Annotated in this window: 9 protein-coding genes; 3 read left to right on the top strand and 6 right to left on the bottom strand. The window is 71.1% G+C overall.

What is annotated here, in order from left to right:
* Nucleotides 1–42: 42 nt before the first annotated feature.
* Genes OG272_RS35365 through OG272_RS35355 form a run of 3 tightly spaced genes read right to left on the bottom strand, consistent with a single transcriptional unit; the run spans nt 43 to nt 3,764 of the window.
* Nucleotides 43–1,005, bottom strand: a complete 963-nt coding sequence (locus OG272_RS35365; RefSeq protein ID WP_326576558.1) for a carbohydrate ABC transporter permease — start codon at nt 1,003–1,005, stop codon at nt 43–45.
* Entirely contained in the window at nt 1,002–2,045 is a 1,044-nt protein-coding gene (locus OG272_RS35360; protein WP_326576560.1) for an ABC transporter permease subunit, read from the bottom strand. The genes OG272_RS35365 and OG272_RS35360 overlap by 4 nt, the downstream gene beginning before the upstream one ends.
* Before the next feature lie 27 nt (nt 2,046–2,072).
* Nucleotides 2,073–3,764: an extracellular solute-binding protein gene (locus OG272_RS35355; protein ID WP_328224132.1), complete on the bottom strand. Its 1,692-nt coding sequence runs from the start codon at nt 3,762–3,764 to the stop codon at nt 2,073–2,075.
* Between the two features lie 386 nt (nt 3,765–4,150).
* Here OG272_RS35355 and OG272_RS35350 point away from each other — a divergent pair, with 386 nt between their 5' ends.
* Nucleotides 4,151–7,003, top strand: coding sequence for a glycoside hydrolase family 3 C-terminal domain-containing protein (locus OG272_RS35350; RefSeq protein WP_405895490.1), 2,853 nt, complete (start codon nt 4,151–4,153; stop codon nt 7,001–7,003).
* A gap of 188 nt (nt 7,004–7,191) precedes the next feature.
* Here the strand turns inward: OG272_RS35350 and OG272_RS35345 are convergent, their stop codons facing one another.
* The 3 genes from OG272_RS35345 to OG272_RS35335 all read right to left on the bottom strand — a co-directional run bounded on the left by OG272_RS35345 (nt 7,192) and on the right by OG272_RS35335 (nt 13,248).
* Nucleotides 7,192–8,688, bottom strand: coding sequence for an aldehyde dehydrogenase family protein (locus tag OG272_RS35345; RefSeq protein WP_405895489.1), 1,497 nt, complete (start codon nt 8,686–8,688; stop codon nt 7,192–7,194).
* Nucleotides 8,689–9,036: 348 nt separating this feature from the next.
* Complete coding sequence (locus OG272_RS35340; protein ID WP_405895488.1) at nt 9,037–10,902, bottom strand: PucR family transcriptional regulator; 1,866 nt, start codon at nt 10,900–10,902, stop codon at nt 9,037–9,039.
* 216 nt (nt 10,903–11,118) lie between these two features.
* Nucleotides 11,119–13,248: an ATP-binding protein gene (locus OG272_RS35335; RefSeq protein ID WP_327727607.1), complete on the bottom strand. Its 2,130-nt coding sequence runs from the start codon at nt 13,246–13,248 to the stop codon at nt 11,119–11,121.
* A 334-nt stretch (nt 13,249–13,582) separates the two neighbouring features.
* Between OG272_RS35335 and gabT the strand changes: the two genes are divergently transcribed.
* Both gabT and OG272_RS35325 read left to right on the top strand, forming a co-directional pair.
* A complete protein-coding gene (gene gabT / locus OG272_RS35330) occupies nt 13,583–14,926 on the top strand; it encodes a 4-aminobutyrate--2-oxoglutarate transaminase (protein ID WP_326576573.1) in 1,344 nt (447 codons plus the stop codon).
* Between the two features lie 356 nt (nt 14,927–15,282).
* Nucleotides 15,283–15,969, top strand: coding sequence for a phosphatase PAP2 family protein (locus tag OG272_RS35325; protein WP_405895487.1), 687 nt, complete (start codon nt 15,283–15,285; stop codon nt 15,967–15,969).
* Nucleotides 15,970–16,680 lie beyond the last annotated feature (711 nt).

Below are 16,680 nucleotides of genomic sequence, written 5' to 3'. Positions count from 1 at the left end.
AGCCGCCGACGGACCCGCACCCCGAGTTCACAGGCGCCCCGGTCAGCCCTTGACCGCGCCGGTGAGCATGCCCTTCTTGAAGTGCTTCTGGACGAAGGGGGAGAGGACGGCGACGGGGAGGAGGGCCATGACCATGACGGCCATCTGGATGGCCAGCCCCGACAGCTGACCGGTCCTGATGGCCTGGCTCAGGCCGACCGGGGCTTCCTGCTTCTGCACGAGCTGGATCATGACGTTCTGCAACGGCATCATGTCCTGCTCGTTCAGGTAGATCGACGCGTTGAACCAGGCGCTCCAGTACCCGACGGCGTAGAACAGGGTGATCACCGCGAGCACCGCCCGCGACAGCGGCATGACGATCTGCCATAGGATCCGGAAGTCCCCGGCGCCGTCGATGCGCGCGCTGTCGATGAGTTCCTGCGAGATCCCCATGAAGAAGCCGCGCAGCACCAGGATGTTGAAGATGCTCACCGCGCTCGGCAGGATCAGCGCGAGATAGGTGTCCATCAGACCGAGGGACTGCACCAGCAGGTAGGTGGGGATGAGGCCGGCGCTGAAGAACATGGTCGCCAGCAGCGTCATCAGGATCCAGCTGTGGCCGAAGGAGCCGGTGCGGGACAGGCCGTAGGCGCACAGGACGGACACCGTCATTGAGAACAGTGTGCCGACCAGAGTGACGAGGATGCTGATGACCGCGGCGCGGGTGACCTGGCCGCCGCTGAGCAGTTCCTCGTAGGCGATGAAGGTGATGCCCTTGGGCACCATCACCAGGCCGCCCGCCTCGTCGATGGTCTTCCGCGACGAGAGGCTGGTGACGATCACGATCCACAACGGGAAGAGGACCGCCAGGCAGGCGAACGACAGGGCGATGCCCTTGCCCGCCACGCCGGCCTTCGAGGGCTCCTCCTCCCAGGACGGTCGGGGCGGAGCCTGCCACCAGCGGGGCGTCTTCTCCTGCCGGACCGGCTCGGTGTCCTGGCGCGGTTCCCACATCACGGACGTCATTTCTTGTACACCCCCGACTCGCCCATGAGATGGGCCACCTTGTTCGCGGCGAGAACCAGGCCGATGCTGACCACGCCCTTGACGAGACCGGCGGCGGCCGCGTAGCCGAAGTCCTGGTTGCGCACGCCGTTCCACCACACGAAGGTGTCGAGGACCTCACCCGCGCCCGGTCCGACACCGTCGCGTTGCAGCAGGATCTGTTCGAACCCGACGGTCAGGGCGTCACCGACGCGCAGCACGAGGAGAAGGGCGATCACCGGACGCAGGGCGGGAAGCGTGACGTGCCACATGCGGCGCCAGCGTCCGGCGCCGTCCATCGCGGCGGCCTCGTAATGGTCCGTGGGGACCGACGCCAGAGCGGCGAGGAAGACGATGATCCCCCACCCGGCGTCCTTCCACACGCTCTGCGCGGTGATCAGGAAGGCGAAGGTGTCCGGGTTGGTCATGATGTCGAGGCCGTCGTACCCGTTCTCCCTGAGCAGCTGGGAGAGCATCCCCGCGCCGCCGAACATCTGCTGGAAGACGGCGATGACCAGCACCCAGGAGAAGAAGTGCGGCAGGTAGAGCACCGCCTGCGCGACGGCCCGCACCCGGGGCCGGACCACGCTGTTGATGAGCAGCGCGAGCAGGATCGGGATCGGGAAGAACAGCACGAGCTGGACGAAGAACAGCACCAGCGTGTTCTCGACGGCGTTCCGGAAGGCCGAGTCCTGGAAGATCCGCTGGAAGTTCTCCAGACCCACGAAGGGGCTGTTCAGCATGGACACGATGCCGTTGTCGCTGATGTACGGGTCGTAGTCCTGGAAGGCGACGACGTTGCCGAGGATCGGCAGGTAGTTGAAGACCATGACCAGCACGACGGCCGGCAGCGTCATCAGGAGCAGGACGCGGTCGCGTCGGAACCTGAGCCTCAGGCTCAGCTTCTCCGGGGGGCGTTTCCCCGGGGAGCCGGTGGCGCCGGTGACGCTGCCGGAGGGCACCGGGATCTTCTCCGGCGTGCTGGCCTCGGCACTGCTCCGAGGCACCGTGCTGTGGGACACAGCCGTTCTCCTTGCCTCAGATCCTGGTCAGCTCGCCGCCGAGCCGTTCTCGTCGAGGAGCTTCTTGTACCAGTCGCGCAGCTTGTCGCCGCCCTTGCTCTTCCAGTCGGACACGGCCTGCTGCATGTCGCTGATCTTCTTGTGCCCGCGGATGATGTCGTCCTCGAGCTGCTCGAAGTCGTTGGCCAGGTTGGTGTAACGGGAGGGCTCGGTGATCTGCAGGCCCCAGAAGGACGACTTCTTGGTGAAGGCGCCCATCCGCTGCTCCCACTCGACCATGGCCTTGGTGTAGTCCGGCAGGTCGGGGTGGGCGGTGGTCGGGGCGGGGCTCGCCACCATGACGTAGGCGTTGAGGACCTCGTTGTTGCCCTGGTCGTTCTTGACCGGGACGCCGTCCTTGATCGTGTAGTGCGTTCCCTCGACCCCGTAGTTGGTCATCATCCACTCCTTGGTGCCGTACGGCGCCGCGGTGACGTTGGCGACCGCCAGCACGTCGCGGATGACGGACTCGGAGGCCTTCTTGCTGACGAAGGCGAAGATGCCGGCCGGGTTCGCGGCGTACAGCGTCGGGTCACCGCCGTCGTGGCCCCAGATGTCCATGCCCCAGACCTTGAAGTCGGGGTTCTGGGTGGCCTGGGACGCCTGCTGGCCGTACCAGTGGACGATGTTGTTGTCCCAGATCAGGAACTCCCCGGAGGCGAACTTGGGTGCCGGGTCGGCGATCTGGCTCTTGCCCAGCTTGAAATTGGGGTGGACGACTCCGGCGGCGAACAGCTTGCGCGTCCACTCGATGGCTTCCAGGTACTCCGGGGTCTCGATGCGGTTGATCAGCTTGCCGTCGACCATGTTCCACCAGAGCGGCTTCTCCCCGCCCCCGAGCACCCCGAAGTTGTTCATCGCGGTCCACTTCATGTCACCGCAGGCCCACACCTTGGCGCGGGCATTGGTGATGTCCTTGCACAGGGCCATGAACTCGTCGGCGGACCGCGGAACTTCGTAGCCCTCCTTGTCGAAGATGTCCTGGCGGTAGAGGGGCACGATGGTCGCGACGGACGGGGCGGGCATGGGCAGGCCCATCAGCTTGCCGCCGAAGATGGAGCGCTGCCAGGCACCGCTGGGGATCGCCGCGAGGTTGGGGTACTCCTTGACCTTGTCGCCGGACAGGTACGGGCCGAGGTCGGCGAACTTGCCGGTGATGGCGCTGGGTATCTTGCCCATCATGTTCCAGCCGGGGATGACGACCACGTCCGGGATCTCGCTGGAGGCGAGGACCGCGCCGAGCTTCTGGTCGTAGGTGTTGCCGTCCTGGTTGCGCCACTGGACGTCGACGCCGATCAGGTCGTTCATCGCCGTGTAGTAGGGGTTGTCACCCTTCGGCGGCGAGCCCCAGAACGGCGACATGATGGTGACCTTGCCACCCTTGCCGAGCTTCTTCGCGACCGAGGTCTTGAGGGCGTCGCCGTCGAGCTTGGCGGTGAAGCCCATCGACGAACCGTTCTTGGACGGGATGTCCGGCTTCACCACGTTGCTGGCCACGTACGCCGGAAGGATCTTCTGGGCGTCCTTGCCCGACGTGGTGCCCTCACGCGAGCCGCTGTCCGAGCCGCCGCAGGCGGACAGCAGTGGCATGCCCCCGGCCACCGCTGCGGCGGCGACCGCCGTGGAGGCGAGGAAGCTTCTCCGGCTGGGCGCGGCGGAGGTGGCGGAGTTCGGCGTCATTGCGTCAACCCTTCATGGCGCACACCAGGACACCCGGCGGTGGCCGTCGGCTGCGGTGTCTTGAGTGGAACTGGCTGTGCTGAAGCGATGGAACTGATGAACAGCAGAGGGAGGTGAGCACGCGAAGCGATTCCCTCCGCAGTCGAAGCGCTTCGATGTTGCTGCGAGGTTAAGTGAACGACCGGGGGTGCACAAGGGTCGATTCCCAGATTCCTCGGAGGTGTGGAGGACCGGAAGACACCCTTCCGACCGTCGCTGTCCCGGCCTGTATGACGGTGGGGAAACGGATCTGTTGCGCCGTGGTCTCTTGACACCCACCCCACGGTCGAATGAGCATCGAAGCGCTTCGAAAGTGCCTCGCCGCTCCACCGCAAAGGGATCCCCACGTGACCGCACAGACGCCGCCCACGCCGCCTTTCCGCGATCCGCGGCTGCCGCTCGCGAAGCGCATCGACGATCTGCTCCAGCGGCTCACCCCGGATGAGAAGATCGCGTTCCTCCACCAGTTCGCGCCCGCCGTCGACCGTCTCGGGGTGGCCGCCTTCCGCACCGGCCAGGAGGCCCTGCACGGGGTGGCCTGGATGGGCCCCGCGACGGTGTTCCCGCAGGCCGTGGGGATCGGCGCGACCTGGAACGAGGACCTCGTCCGCCGTATCGGCGAGGCCGTCTCCACCGAGACCCGCGCGATGCGCGCCCGCGACGACCGCGTCGGCCTCAACGTCTGGTCCCCCACGGTCAACCTGCTGCGCCACCCCCTGTGGGGCCGCAACGAGGAGGGCTACTCCGAGGACCCGAGGCTGACCTCGGCGATCGCGACCGCGTACACCCGCGGCCTGCGCGGCGACCACCCCACGTACTGGCGCACGGCCCCCGTGCTCAAGCACTGGCTGGCGCACAACAACGAGACCGACCGCTCCACCACCTCCTCCTCGGTCCGCCCGCGCGTCCTGCACGAGTACGACCTGCGCGCCTTCCGCGAGACGGTCGAGGCGGGCGCGGTGGCCGGGGTGATGCCCGCGTACAACCTGGTCAACGGCCGCCCCAACCACGTCTCGCCCTATCTGGCCGAGCACCTGCGCACCTGGACCGACGAGCACCTGCTGGTCTGCTCGGACGCGGGCGCGCCGTCGAACCTGGTCGACTCCGAGCACTACTTCGACACCCACGAGGAGGCGACCGCCGCCTCGCTGCGCGCCGGCGTCGACAGCTTCACCGACCACGGCACGGACGGTTCGACGATGGTCGGACGCCTCCGGGGCGCCCTGGACCAGGGCCTGTTGACCACCGACGACATCGACGAGGCGGTCCGCCGCCAACTGTCGGTCCGTTTCCGCCTCGGCGAGTTCGAACCGGAGCAGGACCCGTACGCCGACGCCAAGGACTTCGACACCCCGGCCCACCGCGCCCTCGCCCAGGAGAGCGCCGAGCAGGCGATCGTGCTGCTGAAGAACGAGGGTGCCCTCCTGCCGCTCGCCGCCGACACCCGGATCGCCGTCGTCGGCCTGCTCGCCGACGAGTGCAAGCTCGACTGGTACAGCGGCACCCTCATCCACCGCTCGACCCCGCTCGAAGGCCTGTACGACCGCTTCGGTGCCGAGCGCGTGACGTTCGCGGAGGGCGTGGACCGCGTACGCCTCAGGGCGCTGTCCACCGGCGCGTACGTGTCCGTGCCCGAGGCGCCCGAGACCGCCGACGAGGTGCGTGGCGCGGAGGGTGCCCTCGACCCGGCGCTCCTGGCCGGCCGCACCGACCTGTCGCCGCTCACCACGGACGCGGACGGCACCGAACTGGCCCTCGTCGACTGGGGCGGGGGCGTGCTCACCTTCCGCGCGCCGGACGGCCGCTACCTCTCGGTCGCCGACGACGGTTATCTGCGCGCCGCGGCCGACCAGCCGGGCGGCTGGATCGTCCAGGAGACGTTCCGCCTGGAGCCCTCCGAGTCCCACGGGAACGGTCACCTCCTCAAGCACACAGGGACAGGCCGGTACGTCACTGTCGGCACCGACGGAGTAAAGGTTGCCGACAGCAATCCGGAAATCTTCGACCTGGTCGTGACCGAACGGGGCGAGGCGTCCGTCACCCGCGTGGCCGCCGAGGCCGACGTGGTCGTCGTGGTCGCGGGCAACGACCCGCACATCAACGGCCGCGAGACCGAGGACCGCGCCACCCTCGCGCTCCCGGCCCATCAGGAGCGTCTGCTGCGCGCGGCCCGCGCCGCCAACCCGAACACCGCGCTGGTCCTGGTCTCCGCCTATCCGTACGCCGTCGACCCCGCCGACCTGCCCGCCGTCCTGTGGACCGCGCACGGCGGCCAGGCCGCGGGCACGGCCCTGGCCCGTGTCCTCGCCGGCGACGTCTCCCCGGCGGGCCGCCTCCCGCAGACCTGGTACGCGTCCGACGCGGACCTCCCCGACCTCCTCGACTACGACGTGATCGGCGCCCGCCAGACCTACCTCTACTTCGAGGGCACCCCGCTGTTCCCGTTCGGCCACGGGCTGTCGTACGCGGAGTTCGCGTACGGAAGCCTCCGCGCCCATGTGGGTGACGACGACCTGACGGTCTCCTGCACGGTGACCAACAACGGCGCGGTGACCGCCGACGAGGTCGCCCAGCTCTACGTCCGCGCCGAGGACCCGTCCGTCCCGCGCCCGCGCCGCGAGCTGGCCGGCCACCGCCGCATCACCCTCGCCCCCGGCACCTCGGCGGAGCTGACCTTCCGGCTCCCGCTCTCCGTGCTGCAGTTCTGGGACGTGGCGCACGGCACCTGGCACCTGGAGCCCGGCGCGTACGAACTGCTGGTCGGCGCGTCGAGCGAGGACATCCGCCTCCGTACGACCGTCGCCGTCGAGGGCGCACCCGTGGCTCCGCGCCCGGTCGTCACGCACGGCCTGGACGCGGCGGACTTCGACGAGCAGCGCGGCACGGAGATCGTCGACCGTACGAAGGTGTCGGGCGACGCGGTGACGCCGACGGACGGCGCATCGGGTGAACTGCTCTTCCACGCCTGCGACTTCGGCGCGGGTGTCACCGAGGTGACGGTGGCGGCGGCGGGCGCGGGCAGCGTCGAGTTCTCCCTGGTCGGCGGCCCGGTGCTGGCGACGCTGACGCTCGACACCCCCACCGCGGACCCGTACACGTACACGACCGTGCGCGCCGCCGTCTCGGCCGCCGGCACACATGACGTCCACCTCAGGCTGCGCGGCCCACTGCGGCTGGCGCACGTCGGCTTCTCCGGTTGAGGGTCCGGAAGCAGGCCGACACACAGAAGGGGCCCGGCACCGGAAGGCATCGGTGCCGGGCCCCTTCATCCCGGGATCTGCCCCCAGGCTACATGAAAACGATTGTCACAAGCTAGAGGTTGCCGGGGACCACTTCCGATGCTTCCGATGCTTCCGAGAATCGGAAGCATCGTGGGCGGCCGGGAACCTCACAGAGCGAGCCCCGTCAGCACCATCACCCGCTCGTAGGTGTAGTCGTCCATCGCGAACTTCACACCCTCACGCCCCACTCCGGACTGCTTCACGCCGCCGTACGGCATCTGGTCGGCGCGGTAGGACGGCACGTCGCCGATGACCACGCCGCCGACCTCCAGCGCGCGGTGGGCGCGGAAGGCGGTCTGCAGGTCGTGGGTGAAGACGCCCGCCTGGAGGCCGTACTTGGAGTCGTTGACGGCGGCGAAGGCCTCGGCCTCCCCCTCCACCTTCCGTACGGTGAGGACGGGCCCGAAGACCTCCTCGCAGGAGAGGGTGACGTCGGCGGGTACGTCGGTGAGGACGGTCGGCGCGTACGAGGCGCCGTCGCGCTTGCCTCCGGTGCGCAGGACGGCCCCGGCCCCGACGGCCTCCTCGACCCACGCCTCGACCCGCTGGGCGGCGTCCTCACTGACCAGCGGCCCGACATCGGTGGCGCCGTCGGACGGGTCGCCGGTCACCTGGGCCTCGACCGCGGCGACGATGCGCGGCAGCAGCCGCTCGTACACGGACGCGTCCGCGATCACCCGCTGCACGGAGATGCAGGACTGGCCGCCCTGGTAGTTCGAGAAGGTCGCGATACGGGTCGCGGCCCAGTCGAGGTCCTCGTCGCTCGCGAAGTCGGCGAGCACGACCGCCGCGCCGTTGCCGCCCAGCTCCAGCGTGCAGTGCTTGCGCGGCGCCGAGTCCATGATCGCGTAGCCGACCTTCTCGGACCCGGTGAAGGAGATCACGGGCAGCCGCTCGTCCTGGACGAGGGCGGGCATGCGGTCGTTGGCGACGGGGAGGATGCTCCAGGAGCCGACGGGAAGGGCAGTCCCGGCTCCCGCGCCGGCCGCGCCGACCGCGCCCGCCGCGTGGGCCTCGGCCTCGGCGAGCAGTTCACCGATGACCAGCCCGGAGAGCGGGGTGGCCGGGGCGGGCTTCAGGATGATCGGCACACCGGCCGCGATCGCCGGGGCGATCTTGTGGGCGCAGAGGTTGAGCGGGAAGTTGAAGGGCGCGATACCGAGGACGACGCCCTTGGGGAAGCGGCGTGTGAACGCCAGCCGCCCCTGTCCGCCCAGGTCGGTGTCGAGTCGCTGCGCCTCGCCGCCGTTGAACCGCCGGGCCTCCTCGGCCGCGAACCGGAACACGGAGACGGCCCGGCCGACCTCACCCCGCGCCCACTTGATCGGCTTGCCGTTCTCCGCGGAGATCAGCTGTGCGATCTCCTCGGTCCGCTCGACCAGACGCCTGCTGACGTGGTCCAGGACGGCGGCCCGCACATGCGCCGACGTCGCCGCGCACGCGTCCCGCACGGCGTACGCGGCGGCCACGGCCTCTTCGACCTGCTCGTCCGTCGGCACACTCACCCTGCCGACCAGGCGGCCGTCCCAGGGCGACGTCACATCGAACGTGGTCTCACCGGTGGCCTGACGGCCGGCGAGCCAGAAGGCGTGGGTGGCGGTCATAGTCGATCCCGGCCCTTCGGTGGGTGGCACTTCAGCTTCCGGCTCCACGGTAGGGCCGGGGCGGCGGGAGGTCGTTTGTCCGGCACGTATGAGTGCGGCCGGGGGTTGTGCCGGATTGGCGGGGTGGGTGCGTCGAGTGCGGGTGAGTGGGGGCTGGTCGCGCCGTTCCCCGCGCCCCTGAACGACACAGCCCTACGGGCCGCTGAAAAGCCAGGGGCGCAGCCCCCTGCCTTTTCAGGGGCGCGGGGAACGGCGCGACCAGCCCCCACCGGACCCGCACCTGGGGGTCGAAGGGGCGCAGCCCCTGGGGACGGGAACGGGTAGGGGCGGCGGGGGCGAAAGAGCCCCCTACTCCCCCGCCGCAGCCGTCGCCTTCAACGCCAGCCACAGCTCCATCCGCACATCGGGATCGTCCAGCGAGCGCCCCACGATCTCCTCCACCCGCCGCATCCGGTAGCGCAGGGTGTGCCGATGAACCCCCAGGTCGGCGGCAGCCGCGTCCCACTGCCCGTGGCGCGACAACCACGCCCGCAGCGAGGCGACGAGATCCCCCCGCCCGGTCGCGTCGTGCTCCCGGAGCGGGCGGAGCAGACTGTCGGCGAAGGCCCGCACCGCGTCGTCGCCCAGCAGTGGCAGAACGGACCCGGCGGCGAGCTCCTCGTGCTCGACCAGACAGCGCCCACGCCGCCGGGCCACGGACAGCGCCTGCTCGGCCTGCTTGTACGCGGCGGCGGCCGCGATCGGCCCGGCGGGCGCGGACAGCCCGACGACGAGTTCCTCCTCCTCGACGGAGACAGGGGCGGCGACGGAGGTGGAGGCGGCAGCGGATGCCGCATCCGGCCCGGCCGCCCGCGACGCCTCCAAGGCCGTCGCGAACTCCCCGCACGCCTCGACCGCCGCTCCCCCGTCCACGGCGAGCACGACGAGCCGCTCCCCGTCCGGAACGACGAGCACAGCCTCCCCGGCGCGCGCGGCAGCCGCCTCCACGACCTCGACGAGCTGCCCAAGCAGATCACCACCCGAGCCCACGGCGACCGCCGCGCCCATCACAGCCCGCCCGGCTTCCCCGGCCCCGCCCCCGGGCCCGGCCGCAGCCCCGGGCCCGGCGCGGTCCGCCCCCGCACCGGACCGGGCCCCGCCTCCACGCGCGGCCGCGTTCCCGCCCCTGCCCGGATCCGCAGCCCCAGCCCCAGCCCCAGCCCCAGCCACTTCCTCCACCACACCCACCGCACCCACCGCGCTCACCGCCCCTTCCACCCGTGCCCGCGCCGCCGAAGCGGACGCCGACTCCGCGAGGATCAGCCGGAACGGGGCGTCCAACAGGCCTCCGTACAGATCCCCGGCGACGGCGCGCGCATGGTCGCACTCCCCTGCCAGCAGCATGCGCAGCACCGCCGCGCCGATCCGCTGCTCGGCGGCGTGCAACGAGCGCGACCGTTCCGTCGTGAGGGTCAGGAGGGCGATCGCGGAGTGGACGGCGTACCGCTCGGCCGTGCCGAGGGCCGCCGCCGTGCCGACGGCGAGGGCGGCGCGGGCCCGGCGGCCGGTGCCGAGGGAGTGCAGTTCGACACGGTCCTCGCCGCCGACGACCGCGCTGGCCGGCGCCGGCCGGTCCCGCAGCCGGTCGACGTCGCCGGTGAGCCGCCCGGCCCGCCGCTCCGCCCACTCGGGCGCCACCGCGACGACCGCACCGGAGGCGTCGTACAGGGCGGCCCACCCGTCGACCTGCCCGGCGAGCGCGCGGAGCAGGCCCTCGGGGCCGTCGGTCAACGCCTGCTTGGTGAGTTCCCGCTGCGCGGCGAACCCCGCTGTCACCGCCCGGTACTGCTCGGCGGCGATGGCGGCCGAGACCGCCTTGCTGATGGCGAGGAAGGGCGTGCGCCGGGGTACTTCCAGGAGGGGCAGCCCCTCCCCCTCGGCCGCGCGCACGAGCGCCTCGGGGATGTCCTCGTAGTGCACCCCCACGGCGAAGCCGAGCCCGACGACCCCGGCACCCGCCAGCCGCCGTACATAGCGCCGCATCGCCTCCGGATCCTCCGCGTCCAGCTTCAACGCGGTGATCAGCAGCAGTTCTCCGCCCTCCATGTACGGCACGGGGTCGGCGAGCTCACTGGCGTGCGCCCAGCGCACCGGCACGTCCAGGCGGTCCTCGCCGGCCCGCACGGTCAGCTTGAGCGCGGAGTGGTGGACGAGCGAGGCGAGCGTGGGGGGCATGGGACCTTCAGGTCGACGTCAGAGACGGAGGCGGAGGGGAGCGGAGGCGGAGGGGAGTCGGACGCGGATCGGACTGCGGGAGAACATCGGCTTTTGGCCGCCGCGTATGAACGACCTGTCCCGATTCTGCCTCACCGTACGATCACAAGTCCCACGCATCGCACACCGAATGGCTCGAACCGAACGGCGCCCCGGCCGCCGCCCGGCTCGCCGCCCTCAGCCCCGAAGATCCACCAGCAGCGGCGGCGCGTGCTCGCCCCGCACGTTCGTCAGCGACAGCACCGCGTGGCCCGGCGGCACACCGTGCGCCAGTTCGGAGGCGGACCAGCGTTCCCGTTCGACCTGGCGTACGGTCACGGCCCGGGCGGTGGGCGCATGGCCGGTGATGACGCGGCGCAGCGCGTGCCAGGCCTTGCCCGCCGGGGAGTCGGCGATGATCTGCCGGTCGGTGACGTCCCGTGCCTCGGTCCACTCCTTGCCCCAGACCTCGGCGAAGTCCTGCCCGTCCCACGGGGTGAGCCCGGACAGCGCCATCCGGCAGCCGGTGGCGCCGAGGAGCGGCCCGCGCAACGGCCGGGGCGCGTCGTCCAGGGTGCGGAGGGTGAGGACCGCGCCCGCGTTGGCGGACCGCAGCCGCTGGATGCCGCGTACGGCCTCGGGGGTGACGACCCCCGTGGCGTCGTCCAGCACGAGGCAGGCGAAGAGCGACCGGTCCTCCCGTACGGCGACGCTCGCGGTGAACTGCGCGAGCACCAGCCGCGCCAGGATGCGCGAGGCGTCGGCGTGACCGCGTTCGGGGAGGTCGATACGGACCCGTACGGGGTGGTCGAGGGCCCGGAGGGAGAAGGGCCGGGACTGGCCGGAAGTGTCGAAGAACCCGGCGAAGGCGGGCCGGTCGAGGAGGGCGACCCGGTCGGCCAGTACGGAGCCGACGTCCCCGGGGTGCCCGAGCTGCCGTTCCCGCGCGTCCAGCTCCCGCAGCAGCGACTCCTGTCCCGCGTCCTGGAGGCCCTTGCGCAGCTCGCCCAGCGGACCGGGGGCGCCGTCCAGCAGCTGCCGTAGCTGCGGCACCGACGGGAACCGCCCGTGCACCGCCCGGAACGGTCCGAGCAGCTGGGCGAGGACCGTGGTGGAGCGCCGGCTGTCGCCGCCCGGGTGGGGGTCGGCGAGATCACCGACGAGCGCCTCCGCGAGCACGGCCGCGGCCTCGTCGGGGTCCGTGGTCCCGCCGTAGAGGTCGAGGTCGTACACGGACTCCGGGTTCCCGATCCGCACGACGACGTCGTACGCGTCGGCCGGTCCGAGCCCTGCCCCCGCCGCCCCCACGACCACCACGGCGGCCCGCCCGGCGAGCGCGTGCAGACACAGCGACTCGGCGACCGGCCAGACCACGCTCCCGGTCTTCCCCGACCCGGCGGGCCCGACGGCCAACAGGGACGTACCGAGCAGTTCGGGACCCAGAGCGAGGCCCGTGCCACGGTAGGCGTAGGGGTTGCGTGGGTCGTCGACGGTGCCGCCCAGGCGGACCTGCCCGGTGACCATGTCGTGCCGGGCCAGCCGGGCGGGCAGGTCCCGCTCCCCGGAGGGGTGCAGACACGCCGCCGCGCCGTCCTTCAGCACGGCACCGGTGAACGTCGCCAGACTGTGCCGTCCGCTCCGCACCCCCTGCCACGCCCGCATGATCCGCGCGTGATCCACATCCCGCATGAGCCCGGCCCCCGCCTCGACAGCCAGCCGCTCAGCAGCCTCCCCGGCCCCGGCCTCCCGAAGCTGGTTCCACTGGGCGGGGTCGTCCTGGGGCGGCGGTACGACCTGCCGCACCCGCGGCCGGCGGAAGCGCGACGCCCCGTACCGGCGCCAGACCTCGCCCCAGCGGCCGAGCCGACCCACGCCGATCATGATTACCAGGGCAACGACGGTGTACCAGACGTAGCCGAAGACCACCGAGGCGTACGAGCCTGGCGGCGCCCAGGACTCGGGGACCATCGCCCACAACGGCAGCATCCACCAGCCGCCGAGGTAGCCGTTGAAGAGCAGGGACCAGACCAGCCAGCCGACGAGGAACGCGATCAGAGCGCCGGCGAGCAGCTGCAGACCGGGGACCGTCTCCGGCTCCTCCTCCGGCCGCGGCCGATGCCCGAACCGCCACACACCGGGCGCCGCGTCGGGTCGTGGTGTCCGCAGCCAGGACAGGAAGGCGTTCCCGTCCGGCCTGGGCGGCACGCCCGGAGCGCCCGAGGGCAGGGGAGGCACGGGAGGTACCGAAGGCATCTCCGGCGACCCCGCCGGACGCGGCACAGGATGCGCATGCGTGCCCCGTACGTCCCGCGTTCCGTCGCTGTTCATCGCGCCTGCCCCCTGACCAGCCGTTCCGTCCACCATCAGCGAGCCAATCTAACGCTCCCACAAGGGGAGTTCACCGTTTACGCGGCCGGGCGGACCCGTGTGCTCACCGTATTACGCGGTCGGGGGCACACGCGTGCCCCCGTTCCTCCATGTCCAACGCGGACAAGACGAACACGCGACAACGCCCACATGGAGCATGCCCACCTTCCGGTCGCCGCCCTAGCCTGCGAGAAAAGAAGGCAAGCGTCCGAAAACACCCTCACCGGTCGGCGCGATCGCCGACCCGCCCCGTACGCCCCATGTCGTACACACGCACGATCACCAGGGAGCTCCCATGACCGCCCTTCCGCCGCTTCCCCAGGAGCGCCGCGTAGTCACCGCCATCCCCGGACCGAAGTCCCAGGAGCTGCAGGCCCGTCGTGTCGCCGCGGTCGCGGCGGGAGTGGGGTCGGTGCTGCCGGTGTTCACCGCGCGCGCGGGCGGCGGCATCATCGAGGACGTCGACGGCAACCGGCTGATCGACTTCGGCTCGGGCATCGCCGTCACGAGCGTCGGCGCGAGCGCGGAGGCCGTCGTACGCCGGGCGACCGCCCAGCTCCAGGACTTCACGCACACCTGTTTCATGGTCACGCCGTACGAGGGTTACGTCGCCGTCGCCGAGGCCCTCGCCGAGCTGACCCCGGGCGACCACGCCAAGAAGTCCGCGCTCTTCAACAGCGGCGCCGAGGCCGTCGAGAACGCCGTGAAGATCGCCCGGTCGTACACCAAGCGGCAGGCCGTGGTCGTGTTCGACCACGGTTACCACGGCCGCACCAACCTCACCATGGCGCTGACCGCGAAGAACATGCCGTACAAGCACGGCTTCGGCCCGTTCGCGCCCGAGGTCTACCGCGTCCCGGTGGCGTACGGCTACCGCTGGCCGACCGGCCCGGACAACGCCGGCCCGGAGGCCGCCGCGCAGGCGATCGACCAGATCACCAAGCAGGTCGGCGCGGAGAACGTGGCCGCGATCGTCATCGAGCCGGTGCTCGGCGAGGGCGGCTTCATCGAGCCGGCCAAGGGCTTCCTGCCCGCGATCAGCGAGTTCGCCTCCGACCACGGCATCGTCTTCGTCGCCGACGAGATCCAGTCCGGCTTCTGCCGCACCGGCCAGTGGTTCGCGTGCGAGGACGAGGGCATCGTCCCGGACCTGATCACCACCGCCAAGGGCATCGCCGGCGGGCTCCCGCTCGCCGCCGTCACCGGACGCGCGGAGATCATGGACGCGGCCCACGCGGGCGGCCTGGGCGGCACCTACGGCGGTAACCCCGTCGCCTGCGCGGGCGCCCTCGGCTCGATCGAGACGATGAGGGAACTCGACCTCAACGCCAGGGCGAAGACCATCGAGACGGTCATGAAGACCCGCCTCACCGCCATGGCCGAGAAGTTCGACGTCATCGGCGACATCCGCGGCCGCGGCGCCATGATCGCCATCGAGCTGGTCAAGGACCGTACGACGAAGGAGCCGAACCCGGAGGCGACCGCCGCGCTGGCGAAGGCCTGCCACCAGGAGGGCCTGCTGGTCCTGACCTGTGGCACCTACGGCAACGTGCTGCGCTTCCTGCCGCCGCTCGTCATCGGCGAGGACCTCCTCACCGAGGGCCTCGACATCATCGAGCAGGCGTTCACCCGCGTCTGAGCAGCCGCCGTCGCGGGTCACCCGCATACGGAATCCCCCATCCGCCTCCGACGTCCCACGCTCCCCGGAACCGGAATCCGATCCCGGATTCCGGTCTCTGTGGACGAGTGTCGGAGGGCGTGAAGAAGGTGTGCAAAGTGCATGTCGGGTCGCGATTCCTCCTGTCCTCGCCGCGTTCCCTGTCGTAGGTTCTAACGCAGATGAGAGATACACCCCGCCCACAGGGGACTGTGGGTGACACCGGGTCGGGGCCTCCCCAGCTTCGCCCTGGTCGTGCCCTCGCGCACACACCCGGAGCTTCCGGCTCCGGATCTCCTCACCGATCGGATGGCCGCCCGCCCCAAACCCCCCGGGGCGTGCGGCACACCGATCCGGTCGGCCGTCCTCGAACCACCCCCCCTGTTCGAGGACGGCCGACCACCCCCTCCGGCCGCCCTGCCGCCCTCCTCCTTCTCGGCACCCCGGCCCTTCTCTTCGCGCTGATCACCTGGCAGGTCCTCGCGCACGGTCCACTGGCCCGCGCGGACGGACGCCTCAGCGACTCCCTCGTCCAGCGGGGCGCCCCCACCCAGTTCCTCGCCGACCTCGGCAACGTCACGGTCGCCGTCCCGGTCCTCGCCCTGGTGCTGGTGTGCGTCGCGTGGCGTACGCGCGCCACCGGTGGGGACCACTGGTGGCGGCCGTCCGCCGCGGCAGCCCTGCTCATGGCCGCCGTGCCCCTCTGGGTCGTGCCGCTGAAGGAGCTCATCGCCCGCTCGGGCCCGCCGATCATGGGCCCTGGCACGGGTTTCTACCCCTCCGGCCACACGGCGACCGCCTCCATCGCCTACGGCGGTGCCGTCCTGCTTCTGCTGCCCTGGCTGCGCGGCACCCTCGCGCGCCGCGCGGTCGTCGTCCTCGCGGTCGTCCTGAACCTCGGGGTCGGCTTCGGCCTGGTGCGCCAGGGCTACCACTGGCCGCTCGACGTGGTGGCGAGCTGGTGCGTGTGCGCGACGCTGCTCTCCTCGCTGTGGTTCCGGGTGCGTCGCCGTCCTGCGGGGTGAGGTTCTCGGTCGACTGGTCAGGACATCCAGCGTGGGATAGCCGAGTGCGTTCGGCAGGATCAACACGTCCCAGGCCCTGCCGGCCGGAAGCAGGGCGACCCCGGGGGGGCCAGGAGTGCGCACAAGGCCGAGTTAGCTCGATCGTGTGATCGTCCGCTTGCGGGCTTGCGGTGCCCTGGGCTGATCGGGCTGACGTGGTCGTGCGACCTGGGACACCGGGTACGGCGTCGGCGTGCGGGGCCCCTGCTCCACCAGAGGATGGTTCAGGGCCTCCCCGTCGCCTCTGGCCGTACCGAATTGGCCAGGTCGCGCAGGGCCGTGTTCATCAGCGGCCTCCGGCCGCGGGGGCCTCCCGGGCCCGGACCACGCACAGGATGCGTGTCGCCACCCGGGGTCGAGTACACCGGTGACCAGCTCGCCCAAGACCGTTCGGGGCGCGCGGCTGAACGGACTCACCCCGCTCAGTCCACAGGAACGGTTACGCTCCCACTCCCAGCGGCAGGCCTCGGGATCCGGTGACACGGATGCCAGCCACTCGGCCGCCGTCTTGGCCCCAGTCATGACAGGGACCTTCCTCTCTGTAGTGCTCCTGACGCGGTTTCGCGTCAGGAGCACTACAGAGGTTCCGGCCGGGCATTACGCGGGTTCCGACCACTTCTTGGTGGTGAATGAGGCAGCACGCTCAGCAGGGCGTACGCCTGTTGATCACGT

The sequence above is a fragment of the Streptomyces sp. NBC_00104 genome (assembly GCF_045160825.1).
In the GTDB taxonomy this organism is placed as follows: domain Bacteria; phylum Actinomycetota; class Actinomycetes; order Streptomycetales; family Streptomycetaceae; genus Streptomyces.
The sequence above is the reverse complement of the archived record's forward strand: the minus strand, read 5'-3'. Positions and strand labels throughout refer to the sequence as shown.